Origin of the sequence: Planomicrobium stackebrandtii, assembly GCF_030814955.1 — a bacterium.
Lineage (GTDB): Bacteria > Bacillota > Bacilli > Bacillales_A > Planococcaceae > Planococcus > Planococcus stackebrandtii.
The window spans coordinates 13,379-35,895 of the sequence record NZ_JAUSWB010000009.1 but is presented as its reverse complement, the minus strand read 5'-3'; the positions used below and the strand labels follow the sequence as shown (position 1 = coordinate 35,895).

Annotated in this window: 26 protein-coding genes and 2 riboswitches; of the genes, 12 read left to right on the top strand and 14 right to left on the bottom strand. The window is 43.7% G+C overall.

Annotation, left to right across the window (positions count from 1 at the left end; all coding sequences use genetic code 11):
* Positions 1 to 16: 16 nt before the first annotated feature.
* From QOZ98_RS16235 to QOZ98_RS16210, 6 genes are all read right to left on the bottom strand, one after another.
* Positions 17 to 775, bottom strand: coding sequence for a TerC family protein (locus QOZ98_RS16235; protein WP_308788370.1), 759 nt, complete (start codon positions 773 to 775; stop codon positions 17 to 19).
* Between the two features lie 287 nt (positions 776 to 1,062).
* A complete protein-coding gene (locus QOZ98_RS16230; RefSeq protein ID WP_308788369.1) occupies positions 1,063 to 1,728 on the bottom strand; it encodes a haloacid dehalogenase type II in 666 nt (221 codons plus the stop codon).
* A gap of 263 nt (positions 1,729 to 1,991) precedes the next feature.
* The gene (locus QOZ98_RS16225; protein ID WP_308788368.1) at positions 1,992 to 2,420 is read right to left on the bottom strand and encodes a protein-tyrosine phosphatase family protein; all 429 of its coding nucleotides are present in this window, start codon (positions 2,418 to 2,420) and stop codon (positions 1,992 to 1,994) included.
* A 51-nt stretch (positions 2,421 to 2,471) separates the two neighbouring features.
* Positions 2,472 to 2,891 (bottom strand): arsenate reductase (thioredoxin), encoded by a 420-nt coding sequence (gene arsC / locus QOZ98_RS16220; RefSeq protein WP_308788367.1) that lies wholly within the window; start codon positions 2,889 to 2,891, stop codon positions 2,472 to 2,474.
* Between the two features lie 33 nt (positions 2,892 to 2,924).
* Positions 2,925 to 4,220 carry an arsenic transporter gene (locus QOZ98_RS16215; protein WP_308788366.1) on the bottom strand — a complete coding sequence of 432 codons (1,296 nt, stop codon included), beginning with the start codon at positions 4,218 to 4,220 and terminating at the stop codon, positions 2,925 to 2,927.
* Positions 4,221 to 4,233: 13 nt separating this feature from the next.
* The gene (locus QOZ98_RS16210) at positions 4,234 to 4,584 is read right to left on the bottom strand and encodes an ArsR/SmtB family transcription factor (RefSeq protein WP_308788365.1); all 351 of its coding nucleotides are present in this window, start codon (positions 4,582 to 4,584) and stop codon (positions 4,234 to 4,236) included.
* A 279-nt stretch (positions 4,585 to 4,863) separates the two neighbouring features.
* Between QOZ98_RS16210 and QOZ98_RS16205 the strand changes: the two genes are divergently transcribed.
* From QOZ98_RS16205 to QOZ98_RS16185, 5 genes are all read left to right on the top strand, one after another.
* Positions 4,864 to 5,316 carry a MarR family winged helix-turn-helix transcriptional regulator gene (locus QOZ98_RS16205; RefSeq protein WP_308788364.1) on the top strand — a complete coding sequence of 151 codons (453 nt, stop codon included), beginning with the start codon at positions 4,864 to 4,866 and terminating at the stop codon, positions 5,314 to 5,316.
* Between the two features lie 16 nt (positions 5,317 to 5,332).
* On the top strand, positions 5,333 to 5,848 hold the full coding sequence (locus QOZ98_RS16200; protein ID WP_308788363.1) for a GNAT family N-acetyltransferase: 516 nt from the start codon (positions 5,333 to 5,335) through the stop codon (positions 5,846 to 5,848).
* A 26-nt stretch (positions 5,849 to 5,874) separates the two neighbouring features.
* A complete protein-coding gene (locus QOZ98_RS16195) occupies positions 5,875 to 6,498 on the top strand; it encodes an FMN-binding negative transcriptional regulator (RefSeq protein ID WP_308788362.1) in 624 nt (207 codons plus the stop codon).
* 86 nt (positions 6,499 to 6,584) lie between these two features.
* A riboswitch (guanidine-I (ykkC/yxkD leader) is annotated at positions 6,585 to 6,682 on the top strand.
* Positions 6,683 to 6,861: 179 nt separating this feature from the next.
* Complete coding sequence (locus tag QOZ98_RS16190; protein WP_308788361.1) at positions 6,862 to 7,203, top strand: DMT family transporter; 342 nt, start codon at positions 6,862 to 6,864, stop codon at positions 7,201 to 7,203.
* Complete coding sequence (locus QOZ98_RS16185) at positions 7,203 to 7,517, top strand: DMT family transporter (RefSeq protein ID WP_308788360.1); 315 nt, start codon at positions 7,203 to 7,205, stop codon at positions 7,515 to 7,517. The genes QOZ98_RS16190 and QOZ98_RS16185 overlap by 1 nt, the downstream gene beginning before the upstream one ends.
* Positions 7,518 to 7,654: 137 nt before the next feature.
* Here QOZ98_RS16185 and QOZ98_RS16180 read toward each other — a convergent pair whose 3' ends face one another.
* Positions 7,655 to 8,635 carry a quinone oxidoreductase family protein gene (locus tag QOZ98_RS16180; protein ID WP_308788359.1) on the bottom strand — a complete coding sequence of 327 codons (981 nt, stop codon included), beginning with the start codon at positions 8,633 to 8,635 and terminating at the stop codon, positions 7,655 to 7,657.
* 85 nt (positions 8,636 to 8,720) lie between these two features.
* Between QOZ98_RS16180 and QOZ98_RS16175 the strand changes: the two genes are divergently transcribed.
* Positions 8,721 to 9,662 (top strand): helix-turn-helix transcriptional regulator, encoded by a 942-nt coding sequence (locus QOZ98_RS16175; protein WP_308788358.1) that lies wholly within the window; start codon positions 8,721 to 8,723, stop codon positions 9,660 to 9,662.
* A 196-nt stretch (positions 9,663 to 9,858) separates the two neighbouring features.
* On the opposite strand, the gene QOZ98_RS16170 is transcribed toward QOZ98_RS16175, so the two are convergent.
* The gene (locus tag QOZ98_RS16170; RefSeq protein ID WP_308788357.1) at positions 9,859 to 10,905 is read right to left on the bottom strand and encodes a threonine aldolase family protein; all 1,047 of its coding nucleotides are present in this window, start codon (positions 10,903 to 10,905) and stop codon (positions 9,859 to 9,861) included.
* Between the two features lie 305 nt (positions 10,906 to 11,210).
* On the opposite strand from QOZ98_RS16170, the gene QOZ98_RS16165 reads away from it, so the two are divergent.
* Complete coding sequence (locus QOZ98_RS16165) at positions 11,211 to 11,546, top strand: ArsR/SmtB family transcription factor (protein ID WP_308788356.1); 336 nt, start codon at positions 11,211 to 11,213, stop codon at positions 11,544 to 11,546.
* 70 nt (positions 11,547 to 11,616) lie between these two features.
* Entirely contained in the window at positions 11,617 to 12,561 is a 945-nt protein-coding gene (locus QOZ98_RS16160) for a cation diffusion facilitator family transporter (protein ID WP_308788355.1), read from the top strand.
* Between the two features lie 108 nt (positions 12,562 to 12,669).
* Here QOZ98_RS16160 and QOZ98_RS16155 read toward each other — a convergent pair whose 3' ends face one another.
* Together QOZ98_RS16155 and QOZ98_RS16150 are read right to left on the bottom strand one after the other, a co-directional pair.
* Positions 12,670 to 13,677, bottom strand: a complete 1,008-nt coding sequence (locus QOZ98_RS16155) for an LLM class flavin-dependent oxidoreductase (protein WP_308788354.1) — start codon at positions 13,675 to 13,677, stop codon at positions 12,670 to 12,672.
* Positions 13,678 to 13,814: 137 nt separating this feature from the next.
* A complete protein-coding gene (locus QOZ98_RS16150; RefSeq protein WP_308788353.1) occupies positions 13,815 to 14,621 on the bottom strand; it encodes an alpha/beta hydrolase in 807 nt (268 codons plus the stop codon).
* Between the two features lie 114 nt (positions 14,622 to 14,735).
* Here QOZ98_RS16150 and QOZ98_RS16145 point away from each other — a divergent pair, with 114 nt between their 5' ends.
* Complete coding sequence (locus QOZ98_RS16145; RefSeq protein ID WP_142829499.1) at positions 14,736 to 15,251, top strand: gamma carbonic anhydrase; 516 nt, start codon at positions 14,736 to 14,738, stop codon at positions 15,249 to 15,251.
* 61 nt (positions 15,252 to 15,312) lie between these two features.
* Here the strand turns inward: QOZ98_RS16145 and metK are convergent, their stop codons facing one another.
* Positions 15,313 to 16,521, bottom strand: coding sequence for a methionine adenosyltransferase (gene metK, locus QOZ98_RS16140; protein WP_308788352.1), 1,209 nt, complete (start codon positions 16,519 to 16,521; stop codon positions 15,313 to 15,315).
* A gap of 507 nt (positions 16,522 to 17,028) precedes the next feature.
* Positions 17,029 to 17,141: riboswitch (SAM riboswitch) on the bottom strand.
* A gap of 456 nt (positions 17,142 to 17,597) precedes the next feature.
* On the opposite strand from metK, the gene pckA reads away from it, so the two are divergent.
* Complete coding sequence (gene pckA, locus QOZ98_RS16135; RefSeq protein ID WP_308788351.1) at positions 17,598 to 19,187, top strand: phosphoenolpyruvate carboxykinase (ATP); 1,590 nt, start codon at positions 17,598 to 17,600, stop codon at positions 19,185 to 19,187.
* A 76-nt stretch (positions 19,188 to 19,263) separates the two neighbouring features.
* On the opposite strand, the gene QOZ98_RS16130 is transcribed toward pckA, so the two are convergent.
* From QOZ98_RS16130 to QOZ98_RS16120, 3 genes are all read right to left on the bottom strand, one after another.
* On the bottom strand, positions 19,264 to 20,043 hold the full coding sequence (locus tag QOZ98_RS16130; RefSeq protein WP_308788350.1) for an alpha/beta hydrolase family protein: 780 nt from the start codon (positions 20,041 to 20,043) through the stop codon (positions 19,264 to 19,266).
* Positions 20,024 to 20,482, bottom strand: coding sequence for an RNA deprotection pyrophosphohydrolase (gene ytkD / locus QOZ98_RS16125; protein WP_308788349.1), 459 nt, complete (start codon positions 20,480 to 20,482; stop codon positions 20,024 to 20,026). Before ytkD ends, QOZ98_RS16130 begins: the two co-directional genes overlap by 20 nt.
* A gap of 65 nt (positions 20,483 to 20,547) precedes the next feature.
* Complete coding sequence (locus QOZ98_RS16120) at positions 20,548 to 20,994, bottom strand: Dps family protein (protein WP_142829509.1); 447 nt, start codon at positions 20,992 to 20,994, stop codon at positions 20,548 to 20,550.
* A gap of 108 nt (positions 20,995 to 21,102) precedes the next feature.
* Here QOZ98_RS16120 and yidD point away from each other — a divergent pair, with 108 nt between their 5' ends.
* Together yidD and QOZ98_RS16110 are read left to right on the top strand one after the other, a co-directional pair.
* Positions 21,103 to 21,333 (top strand): membrane protein insertion efficiency factor YidD, encoded by a 231-nt coding sequence (gene yidD / locus QOZ98_RS16115; RefSeq protein WP_142829511.1) that lies wholly within the window; start codon positions 21,103 to 21,105, stop codon positions 21,331 to 21,333.
* An 87-nt stretch (positions 21,334 to 21,420) separates the two neighbouring features.
* Positions 21,421 to 22,500: a metal ABC transporter solute-binding protein, Zn/Mn family gene (locus tag QOZ98_RS16110; protein WP_308788348.1), complete on the top strand. Its 1,080-nt coding sequence runs from the start codon at positions 21,421 to 21,423 to the stop codon at positions 22,498 to 22,500.
* Positions 22,501 to 22,517: the final 17 nt, after the last annotated feature.

The following is a 22,517-nucleotide window of genomic DNA, read 5'->3' as shown; positions in this document are numbered from 1 at the left end:
AACTACAATGTAAGCCTTACGCTTCCAGTTCTCTCTTCTTCTTAATACTGATCAGAGCGCCTACCAAAACAATTCCCAACAACACTGTCCAGAAAATCAGTTTCCACTCTGTTGAATGCGCAAAGTCGTATGGCAAAATTCCAAGCTTTTCGTGTGACAGTGTCAGTACTGTCAATTTGACGCCTACCCAGCCGACAATTACAAATGCGGTAGTCTCCAATTGAGGATAATCTGCCAGCAGCTTGACGAACTTGTGGGCTGCAAATCGCATAATGATGATACCGACTAAACCGCCAGCAAGCATGACGCCAAACTGTCCACCATTAATTCCGCCGATTTCCATGTTGCCAAGATGCGGCAGCGTCATTGCCAAGGCAACTGCAGCGAGCATTGAATCGACCGCAAAAGCGATATCCGCCAGTTCAACCTTCAACACCGTCATCCAGAACCCTGAGCCTTTTGTGGATTCCGGTTCGATTGTATGTTCTTTTCCTTTTCGCTGATCGTAAATATGCTTAAAAGCAATAAACAATAAATATGCGGCTCCCAAAGCTTGGATCTGCCATACGTCAACCAGCAGCGTAATCATGAACAAGGCCGCAAAACGGAAGACAAAAGCTCCGAGCAATCCATAAAACAACGCTTTTTTCTGCTGCTCTTTCGGCAAGTGTTTCACCATGACTGCCATGACTACCGCGTTATCCGCAGCGAGCAATCCTTCCAATGCCACTAATACCAGCAACACCCATACATATTCCAATAAAATTGCTTCCATCTTTCATCATCCTCCTATTTTTTGCCAACAAAAAAGACCCTTGCCTAATTAAAGGCAAAGGTCTCGCTAAGCAAATTTCTGCTATCACAACCGATGGCTACGAACCATGTAATGACGATTGTGAAATAGGTTTCCCTAAAGCTACTCCCCTTTGACGTGAAGTCAAAAGTATATTTCGTTGTATAAATAGAATAACATGAAGCGGCCTTTTGGGGAACTAAAAATTCGTCCGAATTGTGAATTATTTTATTTATTTCAAGTTTTTACAATTTTAGTTATGCCAGTTGCTACTTCCATTTCAATAATCCGTTTAAATCTTTGAAAATATAATCCGGCTCCAATCCAAGCTCTTCTTTCGGTAAGTTTTTACGGTTGATCCAAGCCGTTTGAAACCCGAAATTTTTAGCACCTGAAATGTCCCAGCCGTTTGATGACATAAACAGAACTTCGTGTTTTTCAATACCGAATTTCTCCCATGCATATTCATAAGATGCAGGCGCAGGCTTAAACTGTTTGACTTCATCGATGCTGATAATGCGTGAAAATAAATCAGTCAATCCGGCATTCTCGATCAAAGGATCCAGCATATCGTGGGAGCCGTTGGAAAATACCACTAAATTCTTATCTTCCAATTGAGCAAGAACTGCCTCAACTTCCATATATAGCGGCAAATGGAGATAGGCTTCGAGCAACAGCTGTTCGTTCTGTTCGCTGCTCTGCAGACCATTTTCTTTTAGGGTATATTTCAATGCCTGGTGTGTAATGGAGTAGAGTGTGTCATAGTTCCCCATCAGCTGGCGCAGCATAAAGTATTCAACTTGTTTGGTTCTCCAAGTTTGGCTGATCTTCTCACCGCAGCCCGGATAGAGATCCTCGCATTCTTTTTTGATCGCCGTTACATCAAACAATGTTCCGTAAACATCGAAAACAAAAGCTTTGATAGAATTGTCCATTTTACACCCTCCTTTGGCGGTTTACTTTAAAGAAAGCCTGATTCATCTTATACCCCAAATTCAAGAGGCTAGTCAGACCTGCAGAAATTGGCAAGACAACCGGTGCACCACATTCAATCAGCAAGACCGAATTTCCTATGTTTTACCTGACCCCAGCCAAAACAAAAAGAGCCCAATCGCGAGCTCCATTTGTCTACCTATCAAAATAACTATTGGGAAGCAGAAACAAACTATTCTGCCCACTTTAATTACCATTCTAAAAATCAGTCTTGATGAAAAATGCGTTTGAGTGATTCTTTTAATTGTGGTTTCACCATGATGATCGGGCGTACAGCAGTCGCTTGGGCCTCTGCTTCCTCAACCGTATCAGCTTTGCCAAGTGCCAATAGCGTACCGACAGCTACAGTACCGGCCCGGTTGCTGCCTCCTGCGCAGTGGAAATAGACTTTCTTGCCTCCATTATAGGCATCCACTACTTGATCGATGGCTTTTTTAATCGACTCGTCCTGCTGCTCATCCGAATCATCCACTATCGGACTGTGGACACGGACATAATCATATTCGCCTTCTGCTGCTTCTGCACGCAAGTCAATCACTACATCAATGTTTTCAGTAGCTGCTGCGGCTCTTGCATCGGCTGCGCCACCAATAAAAATGCGGTCTTTTACTAACTCCTGATATTCTTTAGTCATGTCGTTTCCTCCAATCTTGGATTTTCCGTTGCTCCTGGTAATTTCATTTTCCTATTTGCCTGTTTCCGCAAATTGACGAATCCGCTCTCCAATTTCATCACGGACGTTTTGGAAGACCGTCCATTTTTCTTCATCCGATCCTTCTGCTTTCGCCGGATCGGTAAATCCCCAATGATCGCGTTTGACGTGCGGCGGTGTCATCGGACATTTGTCCGCCGCATCGCCGCAAAGCGTTACGACAAAGTCGGCATTGTTCAAGATTTCCAAGTCAATGATGTCGGAAGTTTGACCCGAAATGTCGATATTCACCTCGTTCATGGCTTTTACGGCATTCGGATTCAGTCCGTGCGCTTCAATGCCCGCACTCAAGACCTGCCACTCATCCCCAAGAATTTGTTTTCCCCAGCCTTCTGCCATCTGGCTGCGGCATGAATTGCCAGTGCAGAGAAAATATAATGTTTTTTTCGTCATTAGAAAAAACTCCTTTTTCTTTTACATTTATTTTTACAGAACTAATAACCATAGATACAACCCAACGAGAGTCGCAATCAGCGTTGGAACCGTTAAGATAATACCGACCTTGAAATACGTCCCCCATGAGATTTTCACACCTTTTACCGACAACACGTGAAGCCACAGCAAAGTAGCGAGTGAGCCGATTGGCGTGATTTTCGGACCAAGATCCGATCCGATGATGTTCGCATAAATCAACGCTTCGCGAATGGTTCCGGTTGTTTGCGTTTCGGAAATCGCCAAGGCATTGATCATCACAGTCGGCATGTTATTCATGATGGACGATAGGATGGCTGCAATAAAGCCCATGGACATCGTCGCCACAAACAAGCCTTGATCTGCAGCGGTCTGAATAACATCTGCTAAAATACTGGTCAACCCGACATTTCGAAGTCCGTAGACCACGACGTACATGCCAAGTGAAAAGAAGACAATCGCCCATGGTGCCCCGCGCAAAATGATCCGCGTGCGGACAGCCGGACTCTTCTGTGCCATCAGCAAGAAGAAGATGGCGATGATGCCGGCTACGATGGAAACCGGTACACCAATAAATTCACTTGAGAAATAGCCGATAAGCAGTACCGCAAGAATCACCCATGACAGGCGGAACATCTTGTGATCCTTGATAGCATCAACCGGTTTTTTCAAGTTTGTGACATCGTAGTTTTTCGGGATGTCTTTGCGGAAAAATAAATACAGCACCAAAATACTGGAAACTAAAGCAAATAGATTCGGAACAATCATCCGGGATGCATATTCCACAAATCCAATGCCGAAAAAGTCGGCCGAAACGATGTTTACCAAGTTACTGACGACCAACGGCAGCGACGTCGTATCCGCTATAAATCCGCTGGCGATGATAAACGGGAAAATCATTTTTTCCGAGAAGTTCAAGTTCCGGACCATTGCCAGAACAATCGGTGTTAAAATCAGCGCTGCTCCATCATTGGCAAACAAGGCTGCCACAAACGCACCGAGAATGCTGACAAAGACAAACATGCGCAATCCGTTTCCTTTGGCGATTCGCGCCATATGTAAGGCTGCCCACTCGAAAAATCCGATTTCATCCAGAATCAACGAGATGATGATGATGGCGATAAAAGCCAGTGTTGCATTCCATACGATTCCTACTACATCTCCTACATCTTGAAAATCGACTACCCCCACCAATAAGGCAAGTATTGCACCGCCAATCGCTGACCACCCAATCGAAAGATTGCGCGGCTGCCAAATGACGAGTACAAGCGTAAGAAGGAAAATCACCGATGCTAAAACCACTTGTAACATGTAATTCCCTCCATTATCTGCAACTAATTCGCAAACCTTGTTTTTCTAATTCCTGGATCCGCTCGTCCTGGCTTGGAATAAATGCCAGAATATGCAACACCATTTCATACATCGTACTGTCTGCATTCAGCGAATAAAAAATCCACTGCCCTTTTCGGTTTTCCTTCACCAATCCGACATCGCGCAACTTCCTCAAATGCTGGCTGATGGCTGGCTGTGTAATGTTAAAGATTTCTACAAATTCGCAGACACAGCACTCATTCTTTTCAAGCAGCTTCATCATGGACAATCGGGTTTTGTCTCCCAGAAGCTTCAACACGGTGCTCGCTTGTTCGATTTCAATTTCCTTCGCTTTTACTTCCATCTTTTCTTTCACCTCATTCATTGGATTCTTTTAAAGCTATAGAATTTCTTTTATTGCTGCTGTTGAAACTTACAATATCATATCAGCATATGCTTATATGTTCAAGAGCATATGCTAAAATAAGCCTTATAACTTAATGGGCAACTAGAATATGAAAATATTTCTTAAAGACAGACATCCAATCCACAAAAATTTTGTTGCATGTGCAACAAAATAATGATATATTCTTCTTAATTATTTTTATTGTATTTGCAACTAAACTGCAAAAGAGGAGATTCTATGAAAGAGATACTGCGTGAAATCGGCATGATAGCGAGAGCTCTGGATTCCATCAGCAACATCGAATTCAAGGAGTTCGATTTGACCAAAGGACAGTATTTGTACATTGTGCGGATTTGTGAACATCCGGGAATTATCCATGCACAATTGCTGGATATGATCAAAGTGGATCGTTCCACCGCTACCCGTGCACTTCAAAAGCTTGAAGCAAACGGGTTTATCGAAAAAAAAGATGATCCATACAACAAAAAAACCAAAGGGCTTTTTCCTACTGAAAAAGCGAATGCGGTCTACCCTTTTATCAAAAGAGAAAATGCCCATTCAGACGAGGTGGCTTTAAGCGGCTTATCTGAAGAAGAAAAAGAAAACGCATTTTCGCTTTTGCAGCGCATTCGAAACAATGTCGAAAAGGACTGGGAATCCGTAAAAAAAGGCAACAAGCGAGACTATTAAAGGAGCGGCGATCTTTATGACAACAATTATAAAAAAGTGTACATCTGAAGACCTGCACGAACTTCAAATTATCAGTATCGAGACATATACTGAAACGTTCAAAGAGCACAACACGCCTGAAAACCTTGCTGCTTATTTGGAACAAGCATACCCCCTCGACAAACTCGAAAGGGAACTCGGCATCCCATCTTCCGATTTCTTTTTTATTTATTCTGGCGAGCATATTGCTGGATATCTGAAACTCAATACAGACGAAGCTCAGACAGAACCAATGGGTGGGGATGCATTGGAAGTTGAACGGATTTATGTAAGAAAAGCTTTTCAAAAGTTAGGAATTGGCAAGCAACTGTTAAACAAAGCAATTGAAATGGCACAGCAACAAAACAAAAAAACGATCTGGCTCGGTGTCTGGGAAAACAACGACAATGCGCTAGCATTTTATCGTAAAAAAGGATTTGTCCAGACAGGATCGCATTCTTTTTATATGGGTGATGATGAGCAAACGGATTTGCTCATGGCTAAGACACTTTAAAACGCATATCTGAAAGGTGGATGTTTATGTTTATTCCAAAATATTTTAAGGTCAGCGATTTTGAAGAAATCACAGATTTTGTTCAGCAAAACTCGTTCGCAACACTTGTTACTACCAAAAAAGGAAAACCCATTGCGACCCACCTCCCGCTTCAATTGAAAAAACAAGGTGAAGATTATTTCATAACCGGGCATATGGCATACGGAAATCCCCAGTGGCGAACATTTGAAACTTCTGAAGAAGTACTCATCATGTTCCAGGGGCCTCATGCATATATCTCTTCTTCCTGGTATGAACAGGAAAACGTTCCAACCTGGAACTACCAGGCTGTCCATCTCTATGGCACCGCACAACTTATGTCAGAAGAAGAATTAAAACAGGATTTAACGAACTTAATGCAAAAATACGAGAGCCATCGTGAAAATCCGGTTCTGTGGGACACGTTGTCCCCCTCACTGCTGGAAAAGGAGCTAAAAGGCATCGTCGGATTCAAGATTCCGGTGAGAGAAGTTCAAGCTGCATACAAAATGAGCCAAAACCGAAACGAAACGGATTACAAGAACATCATCGATCGCTTGCAGGAAGAAGAAAATCCAACTTCAAAGCAAGTCGCTGATGAGATGGCCAGAAACTCTAAAAATCCGTTTTAAGTTTTCAATTCTTCATCCGGCAGCAATCGAACAAGTTGGTTGAAGTATTTCGCCAAAGCTTGTACAATACAAAGTAATTGCATATCTGAAATGTTTTCTAGGGTTCCGCAGCATCTACGCTGGCCTGGTCCGAGAGAAAACTCACAGCTCTGCTGTGTCACGGAAGGACAAAAGCCTGGGAGAAACTGTTTTTTACAGTTCTCCCGGGCTTTTTTATTTCTATATAAGTTGAATTTAAGAACCCTTATTTTTAGAACCGCTTTGAACATGGCTTTTGCAAGCTCTTGGCAGCTGATTTGCGGAATATCAGCTTATGAATATCTTGAGTTCAACTTATATACATACAACAAGGAGGAATTTAGAGTGAATTCAAATTGGGTGAAAGTAATACTTGCTGCGGTTTTTGAAGTGGTTTGGGTCATTGGCTTAAAACATGCTGATGGGTTTTGGGATTGGACAATTACAGTCATCGCAATTGTCATCAGTTTCACGGTCATGATCATGGCAGGCCGTAAGTTGCCGGTCGGAACGGTTTATGCGGTTTTTGTTGGACTTGGGACAGCAGGAACAGTTCTATCTGAAATCATCTTCTTTAACGAGCCGTTCAGTGCAGCCAAACTTCTGTTGGTCGGCGTTTTGTTGGCAGGCGTCATCGGCTTGAAATTAGTAACGAAAGATCCGATTTCTGAAGGAGGAAGAGTATAATGGCGTGGACAGCATTGGTTTTGGCAGGCGTATTTGAAATGTTCGGTGTGGCAATGATCAATAAGCTGCATCAGGACCGCAATTGGCAGTCTCTTTTATTGTTGCTTATTGGCTTTGGTGCAAGCTTTATCTTTTTGGCTTATGCCATGGAAACCCTGGCCATGGGAACAGCTTACGCCATTTGGACTGGAATCGGAGCATCCGGCGGTGCTATACTCGGCATGCTTTTCTACAATGAATCCAAGGATTGGAGGCGAATCCTCTTTATTGCCATGGTGTTGGGTTCAGCAGTTGGGTTGAAACTGGTTTCTTGAACCACAAACCCTCTATCCTTTAATTTATGAATTATAAGAAGCCAGAAACTTGCAGCTAAGTTTCTCGCTTCTTATTTGATATTGCCATTTCTCTCGAAATCTCATCGTTGTCGAATTCCAAATAGGTTAAATCAGTTTCACGTTATTTCTAGTGCCAACTTCCCTAGATAATGTTTCTGTAATGCCAGATGAGCAGCAGATGCATTTTCCAACGAAAAGGATTCATCTATATGCGCTTTTACATTCCCCATCTTTACATGGTCGGTAAACCTGCTAATTATATCCCCATCAGGCTCTCCATTAAATGCAGTCACTTTGATTTTTTCACTAGTCGGCAGTGGATAAACACCATTTGGATAGGCAGCTCTGCCTCCAGGTTTCATCGACTGCATAATTGTTTTGGTTATTTCTCCACCGGCAGTGAAAAGAGCTGCATCAAACCCTTCAGGTTCAACTGCTTTTGCCGCAGACAGAAGATCGTTTCTGTAACCATCCGCAATATTCTCTATACCAAGCTTTCGTACCATCTCGACTCCATCAGCTCCCGATGCAACGGCCAAAACTTTGGCGCCGATTTGTTTGGCAAGCTGCACAGCAATATGCCCCACTCCGCCGCTGGCACCAAAAATCATAACGGATTCATCCCTTTTTACTTGTAAGATATCTTCCAGTCCGCGCAGCGCGGTTATTCCTGCTCCTGAAATAACACCAGCTTCCTCAACACTTATACTTGGTGGAATATGAGTTACATATTTTTGCTCGAGAGCAGCAAACTCGGCATAAAAACCGCCTTTAGGATTCAGAAATCCTATCCCCATCACTTTATCTCCTAGTTCAAACCCCTTCACACTTTTCCCTTTCGAAACAATAGTCCCTGAACATTCAGACCCTAATACATACGGAAAATTCGCTTCCATTTTCAACATCTTTGCATATCCGCCTTGTCTTTCAAAAATATCCCATTGACCGACCCCTGCAACTTCAACTTTTATCAATACATCATGATCATCTACTTGGGGTATTGGAATCCATTCTGTCACCAGCTGGTTTTCATCTCCGAACTCGTGCAAGACAGCCGCTTTCATAAAATTTTTACCCATATTTAAATTGCTATCCATCATTCCACCTCCGCTTGTATTTGCTTATTTTCTATTTTAAGCTAATAACATGACAATACATGTCATTATTAAAGGAGAAATGATCATGTCCAAAACAAAAGTACTATTCGATTTGATTCTCTTCGTAAACTCGAAACGCGTATTTGTAGCACAAGATGTGGCAAACGAATTTGGTGTTTCAATAAGAACTGCACACAGATACTTGCTTGAATTAACTGAAATGGGCATTCCCCTTTATACTGAACCTGGACGCAATGGTGGTTACCGGTTATTGCATGATAGAGTGCTGCCGCCAGTCATTTTTGACGAGAACGAAGCATTTTCCATCTTTTTTGCTTTTCAGGCTTTAAGGAATTTAAAGTCATTGCCTTTTGAGGTCAATGTCGACTCTGTTACAAGAAAGTTATATGCTAATCTTCCAAACGATGCCAAGAAAAAAGTCGTTCGGCTAGATGAGGTACTTTTATTTGAAACAAAAAACAGAAACCTTCCCTCCCCTTTTTTGAAGGAAATTATCAATGCCTCAGCTGAAAATCAGCTACTAAAAATAGAGTACTATTCGAAAACCAAAACCACCGTAAAGGATGTAACTCCTTTGGGCGTTTATGCGAATGACGGTCTTTGGTATATGCCTGCCGCGGATGTAAGCCTCGGAGAAATCCGACTTTATCGAGTTGATAGAATCGTTTCTATGGAGAACACACATAAAAACGTATATACCGGAACTGATTTAAAATCATGGCTGAGAAGTCAGCATAACCAGGAATCCAAAAGTTCCATAAAATTGCATGCAGAATTGACACGTGAAGGAATGAGGCAATGCAGCGGAGAGCCTTGGCTGGAAACACACATCACAAAGGTAGATGATGATCACGGTTATATAGAAGCAACTATAAGCAGAACTGAAATTGAATATGTTTCGAGGTACTTTTTCCAGCTAGGCACTTCCGTAAAAATTATCGAACCCCCAGAAATTATAGCTAGTATCTGCAATCTTTCACGTGAAATAATTGATCAGTACACATAATTTTACTGACCCTTAGCTTTTGCCCGAATGATCCATGTCGATAATTGTCGAGCACGCTATATAAAAAAAAGACAGCAGGCAGAATTCGTTGCCATGCTGTCTCTACTGGTTTTTGAAGGACGTCCGCCCTTTTTTCGGTCTTTCTCTGCTGCCATAATTTTTTCGATGGCTATATTTCAAAAAACTCTTCCATATTTTATTGCCTGCGTTTCAGTGATTCAATGTCATCCACTAATGCACGCACATGTTCCACCTTAGTAGACCAGCTGGTGCAGAACCTGACGACGCTTTCGGTTTCATTTACTTTTTCCCAAGTATGGAATGCATATTTTTTGCTTAATTTTTCTATCTCATCGTTTCTGAGGATAGGAAATTGCTGATTGGTTTTGGAATCATATTTCATTTCAAATCCATTGTTTTCAAAAGCTGCTCGAATGGTTATTGCCGCATCCACTGCGTGTTTGGACAACTCCATGTACAAACCATCTTGAAAAAGTGTTTCAAACTGGATTCCCAGTATCCGTCCTTTAGCCAAAAGTCCGCCTCTTTGTTTGATCATGTAGCGGAAATCTTTTTTCAAAGCTGGATTTGTGATCACTACAGCTTCTCCAAACAATGCACCAATCTTTGTTCCCCCAATATAAAACACATCACAAAGTCTGGCAACATCGGCTAATGTTAAGTCGCTGCCTTCTGAAGCCAACCCGTATCCCAGTCTGGCGCCATCCATCATTAAGATTAACTCACAATCAAGGCACACCTTCCGCAACTCTTCCAACTCTGTTCTGCTGTAGGTTGTACCCAATTCTGTTGGATTGGATAGGTAGACCATGGCCGGCTGGACAATGTGTTCGTGAGTAGGATCATTCCAATGCTCTTCATGTACCCGCCTAACTTGTTCTGCGTGAATTTTTCCATCTTCACTCGGCAAAATAAGGACTTTATGGCCCGTCGCTTCTATAGCACCCGTTTCATGAACGGCAATATGGCCCGAATGTGCAGAAATGACACCTTGATGGGGCCGCAAAACAGAAGCGATTAAAATCGTATTTGTTTGCGTACCCCCTACCAGGAAATGGACATCTGCTGATGGCGCATCACAGGCATCTTTTATTAACATTTTGGCTCGTTCACTATATTCATCCATGCCATAGCCTGCGCTTTGTTCTTCGTTTGTTTCCAGTAGCCGTTCCAAAATTCTTCTATGTGCTCCTTCTGCATAGTCATTCTCAAATCGTATCAATCTCTATTCCCCCTTCTGCTGATCTTCATTTATGTTCTAACTCTATTAAACCGCATTTTCTTTTAGCCACCAAATGAAAGCACTAAACTCCTGAACATACAAAGTGCTGCAACTCCTGCACTCCTTTTTAAAAAATGGTTAATAACCTTCTGCTTTATTTCTGCATATTATTCATTATTTGATTAAAATGAGCCAGTGGCTGCCGCCTTGACATTCCTGGATATGCGCCTTACAATCAATATATGAACATATGCTCATATATTGATAATTGATTTTCTACTATTCCATTTGGAGGTGCACGGCCGATGAATAAGGATTTTAAAAAAGATGAAAATTTCTTTCTAAATAAACACCCTTTGGATGAGGAAACCTTGTTTCTCGTGTCCCAAACGTTCAAGGCATTGAGCGATCCGACACGGATTCGCATTTTAAATTTGCTTTGTATTGCTGAACACTCAGTTAATGAACTGGCTGAAAAACTAGATCTGGGACAATCCACCGTGTCCCATCAACTGCGCTTTTTAAAACAATTGCGTTTAGTCAAATACAGAAGAGCCGGAACCACCCTGTACTATTCAAAAGACGATGACCATATTATGAATTTGCTGAATCAGGCCATTGAGCACGCAACCCATAATTAAGCTTGGGTTGATGTGCCAATCAAATTACAGTTGACTCTATTAACTTTAGAAGTTGCGAGGAGGGCTTATGATGGCACATGATCATAATCATGACCACACGCATGGAGCAAACAAAAAAGTTTTGAAGATTTCATTTTTAATCATTACCAGTTACATGATTGTTGAGGCCATCGGTGGTTTTTTAACAAACAGTTTGGCTCTTTTATCCGATGCCGGCCATATGCTGAGCGATTCTATTTCATTGGCAATTGCTCTTATTGCATTCAAGCTGGCTGAAAAAGCTGCTAATCATAGCAAAACATACGGCTACAAGCGGTTCGAGATCTTAGCGTCAGCCATAAATGGGGTGACCTTAATAGCGATTGCCGGTTATATTTTTTATGAAGCTACTGAGCGTTTTGCAAACCCGCCAGAAGTTGCCACTACCGGAATGCTCATTATTAGCGTCATTGGGCTGGCAGTAAATATTGTTGTTGCCTGGATTATGATGCGCGGCGGGGATACCCACGAAAACCTGAACATGCGCGGTGCTTATTTGCATGTTTTAAGCGACATGCTGGGCTCTGTTGGCGCCATTGCAGCTGCGCTGCTGATCATATTCTTTGGCTGGGGATGGGCAGACCCAGCGGCAAGTGTGATTGTAGCAGTCCTTGTTCTAAGAAGCGGTTATTTTGTGACCAAAGCCGCTGTACATGTTTTGATGGAAGGAACTCCGCACAACGTTGATGTAAATGATATCCTTGAAACCATCAGCATGACAAAAGGAATCCAAGGCATTCACGATCTTCACATCTGGTCCATCACCAGTGGGATGAATGCCCTGTCCTGCCATGCAGTGGTAGATAACCAATTAACTATTGCTGAAAGCGAACACATTTTGCACAACCTTGAACACAGCCTTGAACATAAAGGGATATCTCACGTGACAATTCAAATGGAAACAAGGGCACATCAACACAACGACTCTATTCTTTGTACGGCTAAAAATGAACCATTGCACAACCATTCCCATTAAATTGATAACAATTAAAAATAGGCTCTTTTTAAGTTAGCTTCATGTATCGTAACTTACCATCTCTTAAAACAAATAATTTACTCCAAAAAAAACGCCAATAGGAACCTCCTATTGGCGTTTCTGCATTTCTTCCGCTACTAACTGGAAAGTTTTTAGTTTGTCATTAAAGTCATAGGCAGATGACACCAGCATCACTTCGTCTGCTCCGTACTCGGCTGCCAATACCTCCAATCGGTCCACAACTTGGTCCGGAGTCCCCACAACCATCCGCCGACGGTTTTCAGCGACCAGCAACTTTTCAAATTTGGAATATGGATAGGCCATTGCTGTCTCGGGCGGCGGTGTACCTTTGGATGGCATGCCCTGTGCTCCCATGCACAGAGAAAGGTCCATCGAGGAAGCCACGCGTTCTGCCTCCTCGGGCGTTTCCTGGCAGACGACAAATATCGCAAAGCCTACATGCGGCTTGCTTTCCTTATGGGGCTTAAAGTGTTTACGGTATTCTTGCGCAAACTGTTGTCCGCCTTCGCCGTTGATGAAATGCGCAAACATATACGGCAGCCCTTTTTCTGCCGCTAACTTTGCTGAGTTTTCGCTCGAGCCGAGCATCCAGATTGGCGGGCTGTGCTTAGTTACCGGGGTCGCTTTCATGCCGTAATACGGATGTTCTTCAGGAATTGAATCCGTCAAATACATGCGAAGATCGTCGATTTGCGCAGGAAACTGGCTCGTATCACGCTTTTTCCCCTCATTTAACGCATAAGAAGCGCGTGGCATTCCTCCTGGTGCTCGGCCGACTCCTGCATCAATTCTATTTGGATACAAAGCTTCCAGCAGTTTGAAGTTTTCCGCAATTTTAAAAGCGGCATAATGCGGCAGCATAACACCGCCAGAACCGAGGCGAATGCTTTTCGTCACCGCACCGAGATGTGCAATCAGCACTTCCGGAGAAGAGCCGGCCAACGTCGCCGCGTCGTGATGCTCTGACACCCAAAACCGTGTGTAACCCCATCGTTCGGCTTTTTGTGCGAGGATCGCTGTCTGTTTAAGGGCTTCCTGCGGCGAGCTGCCTTCTGAAATGGGTGATTGGTCGAGCACGCTATAGGTTAATGCCATTGTCGTTCTCTCCTTTATCCCGCTTTAACGGGCAGTAAGGCTCTCCCTCCTTTGAGCGGGAGATCCACTGACCGTAAAAGTCCGATTGGATCAACTAACAATCAGCGGGAATAACCTCCACTGATTGAAGTTTCTCTTTATTCCTCAATCAAGTACCCGACCGAACGCAAGACGGTGTGAATAAATCCTTGCGTCGCCAAAAACACTTCCTCTTTTTCGGGCTCCTGAAAAATGTCATGGTAACAGAATTTCCATTCTTTGTAGCTGAACTCGGTGAGCTGCTGCTTCAACAGCCATTGGCGGGCAGTTTCTTTTTCGGTGATTGCATCCCGCTCTGCCGTGTGCAGATAGGTCGGAATCTGCGGATACACTTCGACAGCCGCAGCTGTTTCTTTCATATAGCTCTGCAATTCTTTAAACCACGATGCAGTGATGACAGTATGATAATTCTTGTTTTCGGCTTCCTGGTCAAGAGTGAACTGGCTTCTCGTCAGATCACGCAGCGTGATTTCGTGGTCCATTTTCCTGCGTCCGGATAGTTGGGCAACCCCTGGAAATGCATTGGGCGCTTTTGGCGGCAACTTCTTTAACTGCAGCCACGGAGACGTAAAGATGGCTCCGGCTACATTGAATTTGCGGTTGCCAAGAATATTCATGGTGATAGTGGCGCCGAGTCCATGGGCAATAACAAATACCGGCAGATCGTTTTCCGATGACAGCTTCAGCATATCATGCACTGCCTGCTCGTAGACATCAAACGATTCGCGGTGCACATTGTCGGCTCCCGCGTTTTTGCCATGGCCTGGCAAATCCCCCATATAGACATGAAATCCAGCCGATCGCCATTTTTCGATTTGCCACGCATAGCGCAAATGCTGTTCATACGCACTGTGAACCAGCACGACTACAGCCTTTGCCGTTCCTTCTGCCTGCCATTTCCACATAGTCCAACTTCCTTTCTATCGCTCATCACTAGTTGAGGCTGCATTTCGATTTGACGTTTTGATTTCATTTGTTACGATTATAGAATATCTTATCTTTTTTAAAGGAGCTTTGCCATGATTTATCCATTTAAAGACAAATTTCCCCAAATTGACCCATCTGTTTTTATCGCAGACTATACAACCATTTCCGGTGATGTGACGATTGGTGCTGAGTCGTCTGTTTGGTTTAATACGGTAATTCGCGGTGACGTCTCTCCAACCATTATCGGCAATAAAGTGAATATCCAGGATCTTTGCATGCTGCACCAAAGCCCGGGTAAAACATTGCTGCTGGAAGACGAAGTAACAATTGGCCATCAAGTGACCCTCCACAGCTGCACCATTCGAAAAGGGGCATTGGTTGGCATGGGCTCAATCATTCTTGACGGTGCCGAAGTCGGAGAAGGCGCATTTATCGGTGCCGGCAGCCTGGTTCCGCCTGGTAAAGTGATCCCACCCGGCATGCTCGCTCTTGGACGCCCTGCGAAAGTCGTCCGGGAACTGCGTGATGATGACAAGGTGGACATGGAACGGATTGTTCGTGAATATGCTGAAAAAGGCGCTTATTACAAATCGCTTCAAAAAGAATAGCACGCAAAAAAAGGACGGCCCGGCAGTGATGCCCGGTCGTCCTTTTCCATTCTACAAAAGATTAAATGCCGGCTTCAACGCCAGCTTGTTCTTTCAAAATTGCTGCTTTGTCTGTGCGCTCCCAAGGAAGATCAACATCCGTACGTCCAAAATGGCCGTAGGCTGCAGTCTGCTTATAGATCGGACGGCGAAGATCAAGCATCTTGATGATTCCAGCAGGACGCAAATCAAAGTTCGCGCGTACCAAATCGTCTAGTTTGTCTTCATCTACAACGCCTGTGCCGAATGTATCAAAAGCGATTGATACAGGATGTGCTACACCGATTGCATATGCCAGTTGCACTTCACATTTGTCTGCAAGGCCAGCAGCTACGATATTTTTCGCTACATAACGAGCTGCATAAGCTGCTGAACGGTCAACTTTTGTCGCGTCTTTACCGGAAAATGCGCCGCCGCCGTGGCGTGCATAGCCACCGTAAGTATCTACGATGATTTTGCGGCCAGTCAAGCCTGCATCTCCCTGAGGTCCGCCAATAACGAAACGCCCCGTTGGGTTAATAAAGTATTTTGTATCTTCATCGATCCATTTCGCCGGAACGACTTCTTTAATAACATACTCTTTGATGTTGCGCTGGATTTGCTCCAGTGTTACTTCCGGATGATGCTGAGTCGAAATAACAATCGTGTCCACACGAAGCGGTTTGTTGTTTTCGTCATACTCAACAGTCACCTGCGTTTTGCCATCCGGACGCAAGTATGGAAGAATTTCTTCTTTGCGTACTTCTGCTAAACGGCGTGCCAATTTATGTGCCAATGAAATCGGCAATGGCATCAATTCTTCTGTTTCATTGTTGGCGTATCCGAACATCAACCCTTGGTCGCCGGCTCCGATATCATCCAATTCTTTATCTGTCATTTGGCCTTCACGCGATTCAAGCGCCACGTTGACTCCTGCAGCGATATCCGGTGATTGCTCATCGATTGCTGTAAGAACAGCACTTGTTTCTGAGTCGAAACCATATTTAGCTCGTGTATACCCAATTTCTCTAACCGTTTGTCTAACGACTTTCGGGATATCCACATACGTTGAAGTGGTGATTTCTCCGGCTACTAGAACCAGTCCTGTCGTTACGGTCGTTTCGCACGCAACACGCGCGTTTGGATCCTCGGTCAAGATTGCATCCAAAATAGCATCTGAGATTTGGTCACAAATTTTATCCGGATGTCCTTCTGTTACTGATTCTGATGTAAATAATCGACGGTTTTTCAAAAAATGTTCCTCCTTATATCCTGCGAGATTGCTCTCGAAATTGATACGGTACTCGTTTCCCATGTCAAGTCCGTTCCAGACAAAATCCAGATTGAACTTCAAGCCGTTTGTGGCCTTTCACACGAGGATTAAGGGCATTCCATAAGAAAAGCGCAAGCGCCCGTGTAGATTCGACGGGCATAAGACGATCTGGCGAAGCGGCGTGTTTTTGCCGCACAGAAAGAAAAGTGAAAGTGCCTGTTCAGCTCTGACAGGCATAAGGCAGACCAGCGAAGTGGCGATTTTTGCCACACAGCTGGGTTGACTTATGACCCGAAGAGCTAGGTACTTGCAACTGGCCCGCCAGAGTGGCTTATGATCCAGAGAATCTGGGTGCTGGAGTCTGGAGAAAGATATATTGCTTCTCCAGCTTCGCTCAAGCTAACAAATGTATGTTCTTATAGACATAAAAAAATCCCTTCACTCATACATTAATGAGGAAAGGAGAATCATCATAAGCACCTTTCACTCTTATCATCCAAGGCCTGTGCGCCTTGCTTCAGGTTTGGCACCATCACTGCAATAGCAGCAGGTTGCCGGGTTTCATAGGGCCTGTCCCCTCCACCAGCTCGGAATAAGAGTATCCGTTCAATTTTTCATCATACGGAAATAGTACTGGGATGTCAACATTTTTTACAAATTAAATAAATTATATTGAGTTAGCTGCTACCCGTTTCCAACAAAAAATGCTGCACTTTCCACAGACATCTTTATTTAAGTGGAACTAATGATTTTCGGCTGCTGATATTCCGCTGATTTGCTCTATATCTTTTATAAAATGATGTCCCTTTAACTTCAATTTAACATATGAAAACTATTCGCACGACGGCCGTATAAAGACAGCAAACTTAAACTCTGAGTATACCCTATATAGCTTATTTACCTGAAGAATCCTACCTCATATAGAGGTCTAGACAATATTTTTTGATTTCCGAAGTGGATTAGTATAGACTAATAAACCTAATGTGTTATACTAATGAACGAATATACATCCTCCCCATCGCCATGGGAATAATAGAAAAGGAAGGTACATATATATGACTTCAGTGAACTTTGCAAACGATTTAAAGGATCTTTTAACTGGCCAAAATGTACATGTTCAATTATCAGTGCCACAACTAGTGGAAGCAGCAACATCCCGCGGAGAAGCGGTTTTGACTCGGGAAGGCGCTGTAAAAGCGGAAACAGGAAAATATACTGGCCGCTCACCGAAAGACAAATACATGGTGGAAGAAGAAAGCTCAAAAAACAAAGTCGACTGGGGCAATGTAAACCGTCCGATTTCCAGCGAAGTGTTTGAAAAACTCTACGCTAAAGTGATTAAGCACCTAAAAGAAAAAGATGCTCTTTTCGTTTTCAAAGGATTTGCCGGAGCAGACCACGAATCACGTGTGCCAATCCAAACAATCAATGAATATGCTTGGCACAACTTGTTTGCCCACCAATTGTTCATCCGTCCATCGGCTGAAGAGCTAAAGGCGCATGAAGCTGAATTCACTGTGGTTTATGCCCCTACATTTATGGCAGACCCTGCAGTTGACGGTACGGCGTCAGAAACATTCATCATCGTATCAATGGAGCAGCGCATTATTTTGATCGGCGGAACTGAGTACGCTGGCGAAATGAAAAAATCGATCTTCTCTATTATGAACTACTTGTTGCCGGAAAGAGGCATTCTTCCGATGCATTGTTCAGCAAACGTAGGCCAAGATGGCGATGTGACTTTGTTTTTCGGCTTGTCCGGTACAGGCAAAACGACCTTGTCAGCTGACGGAGACCGCAAGCTGATCGGTGACGACGAGCATGGCTGGTCTGATAATGGCGTCTTCAACATCGAAGGCGGCTGCTATGCAAAAACCATCAACCTATCACGTGAAAACGAACCACAAATCTATGACGCAATCCGTTTCGGTTCGGTTTTGGAAAACGTAGTTGTTGATCCGGATACACGCATACCGGATTACGACGACGGTTCATTGACTGAAAACACACGTGCCGCCTACCCAATGCAGGCAATTGACAATATTGTAGACCCTTCAGTTGCGGGCCATCCAAAAACGATTGTTTTCTTGACTGCGGATGCTTTCGGCGTATTGCCTCCAATCAGCAAGCTGACAAAAGAACAGGCAATGTATCACTTCTTAAGCGGTTATACTTCTAAATTGGCTGGTACAGAACGTGGAATCACTTCACCTGAAGCTACGTTCTCCACTTGCTTTGGTTCACCATTCCTGCCGTTGCACGCAACGGTATATGCTGAAATGCTCGGCAATAAAATTGATGAGCACGACGTTCAAGTCTTTCTTGTCAACACCGGCTGGACTGGTGGAGTTTACGGAGTCGGCAGCCGCATGAAGCTTTCTTACACTCGCACAATGGTCCGCGCTGCTATCAAAGGCGAATTGAATGACGTTCCGACTGAAAAAGAAGCTATCTTCGGCCTTGAAATTCCAGTACAAGTACCTGGTGTACCAGCTGATGTATTAAACCCACGCCACGCATGGGCAGATAAAGAAGCATACGATTCAAAAGCTGTAGAATTAGCACAAAAATTCCAGGAAAACTTCCAGAAGTTTGGAACTGTCGCACCTGAAATCACGACGCTTGGTGGACCACTTCAAAAATAAGCATCCCTTAAAGCCCGTTCGGAGTAAAATCCGAACGGGCTTTTTTTGTTTTATTGAGGAAACAGATTTCGCTGTTCTAACTTTCTTTAACTCTCATCCACTGACAAATTGCTTTGACCGTTTTACGATTTGCTGCTGGCGGAAAAAAGTGCGTATAATCCGGAAAGTACCAAGTTTCATATTGCTGGCCGTTAAGTTCTAAGGCTTCTTCCAACAGATAGGCCTGGGCAGGATAGACATTTTCATCGCGCAGCCCGTGGATAATCAGCATCGGCGCACTGCTTTCATCGATCCGCATTAACGGATTGCGCTCTTCGTATGCGCCAAGCGCTGTATTTGGTGTGCCGCCGTATAGCCGCTTCATCATGCGCCGCATATCCGGCCGTTCTTTATAGGTCAGTACCGTGTCTGTAACTCCAGCCCAGGTGACAAGCGACGTGACATCCCGACGCAGAATTGCAGTCCACAGCGCCATAATGCCGCCTCTTGAAAATGCCAGCAAATGCACTTTCTCATTGCTGTAATTTTTCAACACATCTACAGCGTGAACTGCATCCCAGCGATCGGCACCGGCAAATTCATCTCGCCCTTCCCCGCCACGATTGCCTCTGTAATACGGGGCAAACACCACAAAGCCTTGCGCAGCAAACTGTGCAATACGGGCTGGGCGAACCATTCCAATGGATTGAATACCGCCTCTTAAATACAAGATGCCGCTATAGTTTCCCAGTTCTTTCGGTTCTGCAAGCATTCCTTTGACCTTCAATCCTTCTGACCAATAAACAATTTCCGTTAAGCGGACATGGGGATTGGGTGAAGGAAAGTGTTTTTTCGATTTAATCGTTCCATTTTCCAAGCTGCTTCACCTTCTCTAAAATTGTCCTCATTCCTGCATCTTTCATTAGGAAACTGAACTCGTCGCCCAGCTCCAGCTTTTCCATTAAGACAATCCCTTCTGTTTCAAGAAGCGGAATATTGTCCACCTTTTCCACTGCTCCGGCAAAAACGGTTTTGCAGAACGGTTTTGCCGAATTCACCACATACTCCGCAAACCATTCCAGCTCTTTTACATGAGCACCGGTTTCTTCATATACTTCCCGTTTTGCAGCCTCTTGCAAACTTTCACCTGCTTCTACTTTGCCTCCTGGAAATTCTAGGCCGCGTGCACGGTGCCGGGTCAGCACCCACTTTCCGTTATATTGGCAAATAACCAATACATGCCTGCTTTCTAAAGAAAAGCTGTTTTTTTCAAATGATAGTTCACATGGATATCCGTTAAGATCCTGATACTGCATTTTTCCACCTCTATGCATAAGAAAAGCGTACACTAAATTTCAGTGTACGCTTGTATAACTCTATTTTACTTCTTTTCGCCAAGAAATGCTGATAACATCCAAGAATGTTTTTCAAGGTTTTGATGGACAGCATTCAGCATATCCTCTGTCATGTCATCGCCATCTGCAGCAGCTAATTCCATACCCTTCTTCAAGGATTTCATGATTTTGTCGTAGTCGCTGACAATTGTATCGACCATATCTTCTGCCGATTCCTTGCTACTTGCTTCATCAATGACTGACAGCTTGAGCTGTTCTTTCATTGTCGCAACGGGTTTCCCGCCCAACGCCAACAAACGCTCAGCGATTTCATCCATGTGAAGGGTTGCTTCGTTATACAATTCCTCAAACTTCACGTGCAACGTAAAGAACGACGGCCCTTTCACATACCAATGAAAATTATGTAATTTTGTATAGGCAACTGACCATGTCGCCACTTGAACGTTCAATTCTTGGTTTAATTCTTTTGACATTTCCAATCACACTCCAATTATTTTGATAAGTTCTTATACTTTATTTATACCTCTAATCCACCTACAATAAACATACGAAGTATTTCATCCGAAAAGAGCTGACCGACCATGAAGACAGCGCTACTGAAAGTTTTCCGCTTTTATCAGCGGTTCATATCTCCTTTATCGCCCCCGAGCTGCCGATTTTATCCGACTTGCTCCCATTATGGCATCGAGGCTGTAGAAAAGCACGGCGCATTAAAAGGAGGATATTTGGCAGTTAAACGCATCCTAAGCTGTCACCCTTTCAATAAAGGCGGAATCGATTTTGTTCCGGAAGAATGGCCACCCAAAAAATAATTGGTGGTTTTTCTTGTGTTTTTTCGAATCATCCTGTAGTATTCAACTAGTCATTAAAACGTAACGATTACATTTTGGAGGGTTAACATGAAAAAGATTTTATTGCCAGTATCCTTAATTTTACTATTAGCCGCTTGCGGCGATACAAGTGAAGAAGCACAAAGTGTCGATGAGAATCCTGAAAAGCTGCAGGTCTTTACGACGGTTTATCCGCTGACTTATTTCACTGAACGCATCGCTGGCGATTTGGTTGATGTGCAGTCGATTTATCCGGCTGGCTCAAACGAACACACTTTTGAACCGACCCAGCAGGAGATGATCGGGCTGGCAGACGCAGACTTGATGTTTTCGATTGGGCTTGGCCTGGAAGGATTTATTGACAGTGCAAAAGAAACGCTGCAAAATGAAAATGTCGAGTTTGTAGCCACTGCTGATCAAATTTCAGACGAAGAGCTGGAAGCTGCACTTGGTCATGAAGAAGAAGCCCATGAAGAGGAAGCCCATGGAGATGAAGCCCATGAAGAGGAAGCTCATGAAGAAGAAGCCCATGGAGATGAAGCTCATGAAGAAGAAGCTCATGAAGAAGAAGCTCATGAAGAAGAAGCTCATGAAGAAGCCGGCAGCCACGATGGCCATGATCACGGTTCGACAGATCCTCATGTGTGGATGTCTCCGGTGCTGAGCGAAAAACTGGCAGAGTCAATTAAGAATTCATTAGCGGAAGCAGATCCGGAAAATGCAGAAACCTACGAAAGCAATTTTACGGAATTGGTGGTAGAACTGGAAACTTTGGATCGTTCTTTCGAGGCTTTGTCTGACCGTGTTGCCAAAGATACTTTCTTTGTTTCCCATGCGGCTTTCAGTTATTTGTCAGAGCCTTATGGCTTTGAGCAAGTTGCGATTGCCGGATTAAACAGCCAGGACGAACCTTCGCAAAAAGAATTGACAGAAATTGTGGATCAGGCAAAAGAGGAAAATGTCGAGTATATCGTCTTTGAACAAAACGTTTCCTCCAACCTGACGGAAGTTATCCAAAACGAAGTAGGTGCCGAAGCAATTGAAATGCACAATCTCGGTGTTCTAACGCAGGATAATATTGATAATGAAGAAACTTATTTCACATTGATGGAAAAAAACTTGCAAGTGCTTGAAACGATATTAAAATAAAAAGCACATTTAAAAAG